This window comes from Acidovorax sp. KPB24-03 (assembly GCF_057546605.1).
In genome coordinates, this window is sequence record NZ_BAAJYR010000285.1 from 1 (window position 1) to 4,500 (window position 4,500).

Here is a 4,500-nt window from a genome sequence, read left to right on the forward strand (position 1 = left end):
CCCAGATGGAAAGCGAAGGGCCGTGCCCACACCCGGTCCGCCGGCAAAGCCAGGCCGCGGCCCGCCCATCGCACCGTCTGCGCCCCTGCGTTTCCGCCGCGGCGTGGGCCGGGCCGCCAGCGCGCACCAGCGCCCCGCAGGGCGCCGCGCACATCGCCAGGCAATGCGGGCCGCCTGCCAGCCCCATGGCCAACGCGGTCCAGACCAGGGTGTCGGGCATGGCGGCGTCCTTCAGATGATGCGGGAAAAGCGCGCGCGGTTGCGGTCCGCCTGCAGGTAGCGATCAAACAGCATCGCCACGCCGCGCACGAAGAACCAGCCCATGGCCGTGACCTCGATGCCTTCCTGGCCGAGCACGACCAGGCCCTGCGCCTGCAGGTCCTCCAGTGCCTGCAGTTCGGTGGCGAAGTACTGCCGGAAATCGATCAGCCACGCCTGCTCCACCGGCTCGAACAGCACCTCGCCCTGGCACATCAGCGCCATGATGACGGAGCGGCGCACCAGGTCGTCGCGCGTGAGCGCCAGGCCCCGCACCACCGGCAGGCGCCCCTGGTTGATGAAGTCGTAGTACTCGTCCAGCGTCTTGGCGTTCTGGCTGTAGGTGGCGCCCACGCGGCCGATGGCCGACACGCCCAGGCCGAGCAGGTCGCAATCGGGCTGGGTGCTGTAGCCCTGGAAGTTGCGGTGCAGCCGGCCCTGGCGCTTGGCCACGGCCAGGGCGTCGCCCGGCAGCGCGAAGTGGTCCATGCCCACATAGACGTAGCCGGCGTCCTGGAACGACCGCAGCGATTGCGACAGCATGGCCACCTTCGACGCCGCCAGCGGCAGATCCGCCGGCACGATGCGGCGCTGCGGCTTGAAGCGCTCGGGCAGGTGGGCGTAGGCATACAGCGCGATGCGGTCCGGCCGCAACCGGCCCACCTGCTCGAGCGTGCGCTCGAAGGACTCGGGTGTCTGCCGCGGCAGGCCGTAGATCAGGTCCACGTTGATGGACTCGAAGCCCAGCGCACGCGCGCTGGCCACCAGGTCGAAGACCTGGCTGGCCGGCTGGATGCGGTGCACGGCCTTCTGCACTTCGGGGTCGAAGTCCTGCACGCCGAAGCTCAGGCGGTTGAAGCCCAGCTCCGCCAGCAGCGCCAGCCGGCCCGCGTCCACCGTGCGCGGATCGATCTCGATCGAATACTCGCCGCCGGGCGCAAGCGTGAAGCTGCGCTGGAGCATGGCCATCAGCGACCGCAGGCCGTCATCCGACAGGAACGTCGGGCTCCCCCCGCCCAGGTGCAGCTGGCTCACCACCTGGCCCACGCCACACTGGGCCGTGTGCAGGTCGATCTCGCGGCTGAGATAGCGCAGGTACACCTCGGCCCGCTCGGGGTGGCGGGTGATGATCTTGTTGCAGGCGCAGTAGTAGCACAGCGACTCGCAAAAGGGAATGTGCACATACAGCGACAAGGGCAGTGCCTTGGCGGCCGACCCCAGGCGGCGCTGCTGCAGCGCGAGAACGTAGTCGTCCTGTCCGAAGGCCTCCACGAACCGGTCGGCGGTCGGGTAGGAGGTGTAGCGGGGGCCGGGCACGTCGAAGCGGCGCAGGAGTTCAGGGGTGACAGCGATCATGGGATTTCCTTGTGCCTGCCCAATGTGCCGCAGGCCCCGGGGGAAACCCTTGACCTGGGTCAAGGGTTCTGCAGGCGCACGCTGCCACAATTGATCCATGACAGGTGCCCGGCGTTCGCCCGGGCTCTACCACCCTGCCGGCCGCCCGCCCTCCCCTCACCACAAAGGCCTTTTCCCATGAATCCGCAAACCATCAAAGTGGCATGCTCGAACTGCAACCTTCGCGAGCTGTGCATGCCGCTGGGCCTGAACGATCAGCAACTGCAGCGGATCGACGACATCGTGGCCGTGCGCCGCAAGGTCAAGCGGGGGGCCACCCTGTTTCGCAATGGCGAGCCCTTCAGTTCGCTCTTCGCCATCCGCACCGGCTTCTTCAAGACGTGCGTGGCCACCGAAGACGGCCGCGACCAGGTCACGGGCTTTCAGATGGCCGGCGAGATCATCGGCCTGGACGGCATCGTCAGCGACCACCACACCTGCGACGCCGTCGCGCTGGAAGACGCCGAGGTCTGCGTCATGCCCTTTGACCGCATCGAGGAGCTGTCGCGCGAGGTCACGGCGCTGCAGCACCACGTGCACAAGATCATGAGCCGCGAGATCGTGCGCGAGCACGGCGTGATGCTGCTCCTGGGCAGCATGCGGGCGGAAGAGCGCCTGGCGGCCTTCCTGCTCAACCTGGTGCAGCGCCTGCATGCCCGGGGCTTCTCGCAGTCCGAACTCGTGCTGCGCATGACGCGCGAGGAAATCGGCAGCTACCTCGGCCTCAAGCTGGAGACGGTGAGCCGCACCTTCTCGAAGTTCGTCGAGGACGGCATCGTCGAGGTCAAGCAGCGCCACGTGCGCATCCTGGAGACCGCGGCGCTCAAGCGCATCGTGAACTCGCAGAACTGCCACTGAGCGGCCGGCCTGCGGCACCGGCGCTGGCATTTCATGCGCCCGGGTGGTGGCGCGCGCAGTCGGCGGGCCGGTCGGTCACGGGCACGGGGCAGCGGTTCAGTTCGAACGGCGACATGGCCAGCAGCGTGGTGAGTGCGCTCGACGCCATCGTCACCAGCCAGAAAGCGAAGAAGGCGATGGTGTAGACCCCCTCGCGCGAGAGCGCCAGCGGCTGTCCGAACCAGTGCATGTCCTGTGGGTCCACCAGGGCAAAGACCAGCATTTCCAGCACGCCCGCCATCAGGAAGGCGGGCCATGCAATCCACATGAGGCGTTGGGTCCACATTGCGCTTGTCTCCTCGTTTCGGGGGGTGGTGCGGACAGGCCGCCTTCAGCGCGGCTGGTCCTGCACGGGGGTGGCCGCATGGTTGCGCGCCTTCATGGCCGGGGCCAGGCTGTTCGGCGCGCCCTGCAGCGTCTTGTTGATCTCGATGCCCTGGCGGTAGTAGTCCTCGGCCACCACCGGGTCGGGGCGCACGACCGCCACCCACAGCGTGGTGAAACCCGCCACGACCACGATGGCCGGCCCGGCAATGACCATCCAGACGAAGCCGAACTTCCACCAGGGAGCGGCCGAAGGAAGGGGAGCCGGTGCGGCGGCGATAGGGGATGGCATGGTGTTCACTCCTGACAGGAAAAGAAGAAATGCGGTCGGAACAGCGGTCTGGCGCCTGAAACGGTGACGGTGTGGCCGGCGGCGCTCATCGCGGCACCAGGAAGACCGACTTCTCGGCGACATGGCCGCCCGAGCCCAGCGCCTGCACGTCGAACTGCACGGCATGCGATCCGGGCGGCGCGGAGCCGTAGGGGATCTGCAGGCGCACGGCCACCCAGCGGGACTCGGCCGCGCCGATCTCCACCTCGGCGTCGGACGCCACGCGCAGCCCCTGCAGCCCGCTCGCTCCGATGCGGTAGCGCTGGCCGGACTCGGTGGCATTCATGATCTGCAGGCGGTAGATGTTCTCCAGCTGCCCACCGGCCACGATGCGCGAGAGCGCGGCGCGGTCGCGCACCACGTCCACCTTAAGCGGCGTGCGCAGCACCAGGCTGGACAGCAGCCCCACGCACAGCGCCACCAGCAACGCGCTGTAGACCAGCACGCGGGGGCGCAGCACGCGGCGCAGCATCTGCGCCCGGCCCCAGCGAGCCGCCACGCCGTTCTGCGTGGAAAAGCGGATCAGCCCCCGCGGGTAGTGCATCTTGTCCATCACGGTGTTGCAGGCGTCCACGCACAGCCCGCAGCCAATGCACTCGTATTGCAGGCCGTTGCGGATGTCGATGCCCACCGGGCACACCTGCACGCACAGCGTGCAGTCGATGCAGTCGCCCAGGCCCCGGGCCTTGTAATCCACCGTCTTGGTGCGGGGACCGCGCGGCTCGCCGCGCGCGTCGTCGTAGGTGACGATGAGCGTGTCGCGGTCGAACATGGCGCTCTGGAACCGGGCATAGGGACACATGTACTTGCACACCTGCTCGCGCATGAAGCCGGCATTGCCGTAGGTGGCGAAGCCGTAGAACAGCACCCAGAAGATCTGCCAGCCGCCCTGCATCGCCAGGAGCTCGCCCGACAGTTGGCGGATGGGCACGAAGTAGCCCACGAAGGTGAAGCCCGTCCACAGCGCCACCGTGATCCAGAGGAACTGCTTGAGCGCCTTCTTGCGCACCTTCTCGAAGGTCCAGCCCCCGGCATCCAGGCGCAGGCGGGCGCTGCGGTCGCCCTCCACCCGGTGCTCGATCCACATGAAGATCTCGGTGTACACCGTCTGCGGACAGGCGAAAGCCGCACCACAGGCGCCCCCGCCACCGCGGTGAACAGGAACAGCGACATCGCGCTGACGATGAGCAGGCCCGTGAGGTAGATGAAATCCTGCGGGTACAGCACCAGCCCGAACAGGTAAAGGCGCCGCGCCCCCAGGTCGAACAGCACCATCTGCCGCTCGCCCCACTGCA

The 4,500-nt window shown here is 68.1% G+C and carries 4 protein-coding genes and 2 pseudogenes; 1 reads left to right on the forward strand and 5 read right to left on the reverse strand.

Going from position 1 to position 4,500, the window contains the following annotated elements:
- A pseudogene (locus AC27KI_RS19235) lies at positions 1–220 on the reverse strand (sulfite exporter TauE/SafE family protein); the annotation flags it as partial.
- Positions 221–231: 11 nt separating this feature from the next.
- A complete protein-coding gene (hemN, locus tag AC27KI_RS19240) occupies positions 232–1,614 on the reverse strand; it encodes an oxygen-independent coproporphyrinogen III oxidase (RefSeq protein WP_284428869.1) in 1,383 nt (460 codons plus the stop codon).
- A 177-nt stretch (positions 1,615–1,791) separates the two neighbouring features.
- On the opposite strand from hemN, the gene fnr reads away from it, so the two are divergent.
- Positions 1,792–2,511 (forward strand): fumarate/nitrate reduction transcriptional regulator Fnr, encoded by a 720-nt coding sequence (gene fnr / locus AC27KI_RS19245; protein WP_272564148.1) that lies wholly within the window; start codon positions 1,792–1,794, stop codon positions 2,509–2,511.
- A gap of 31 nt (positions 2,512–2,542) precedes the next feature.
- On the opposite strand, the gene AC27KI_RS19250 is transcribed toward fnr, so the two are convergent.
- From AC27KI_RS19250 to ccoG, 3 genes and pseudogenes are all read right to left on the reverse strand, one after another.
- A complete protein-coding gene (locus AC27KI_RS19250) occupies positions 2,543–2,836 on the reverse strand; it encodes a hypothetical protein (RefSeq protein ID WP_272548306.1) in 294 nt (97 codons plus the stop codon).
- Positions 2,837–2,881: 45 nt separating this feature from the next.
- Entirely contained in the window at positions 2,882–3,166 is a 285-nt protein-coding gene (locus AC27KI_RS19255; RefSeq protein ID WP_284428870.1) for a FixH family protein, read from the reverse strand.
- A gap of 85 nt (positions 3,167–3,251) precedes the next feature.
- Positions 3,252–4,500: pseudogene (ccoG, locus tag AC27KI_RS19260) on the reverse strand (cytochrome c oxidase accessory protein CcoG); the annotation flags it as partial.

Bases quoted from the DNA above. Each gene is read 5' to 3' on its own strand.
- hemN (WP_284428869.1), bottom strand. From the start codon at position 1,614: ATGATCGCTGTCACCCCTGAACTCCTGCGCCGCTTCGACGTGCCCGGC.
- fnr (WP_272564148.1), top strand. From the start codon at position 1,792: ATGAATCCGCAAACCATCAAAGTGGCATGCTCGAACTGCAACCTTCGC.
- AC27KI_RS19250 (WP_272548306.1), bottom strand. From the start codon at position 2,836: ATGTGGACCCAACGCCTCATGTGGATTGCATGGCCCGCCTTCCTGATG.
- AC27KI_RS19255 (WP_284428870.1), bottom strand. From the start codon at position 3,166: ATGCCATCCCCTATCGCCGCCGCACCGGCTCCCCTTCCTTCGGCCGCT.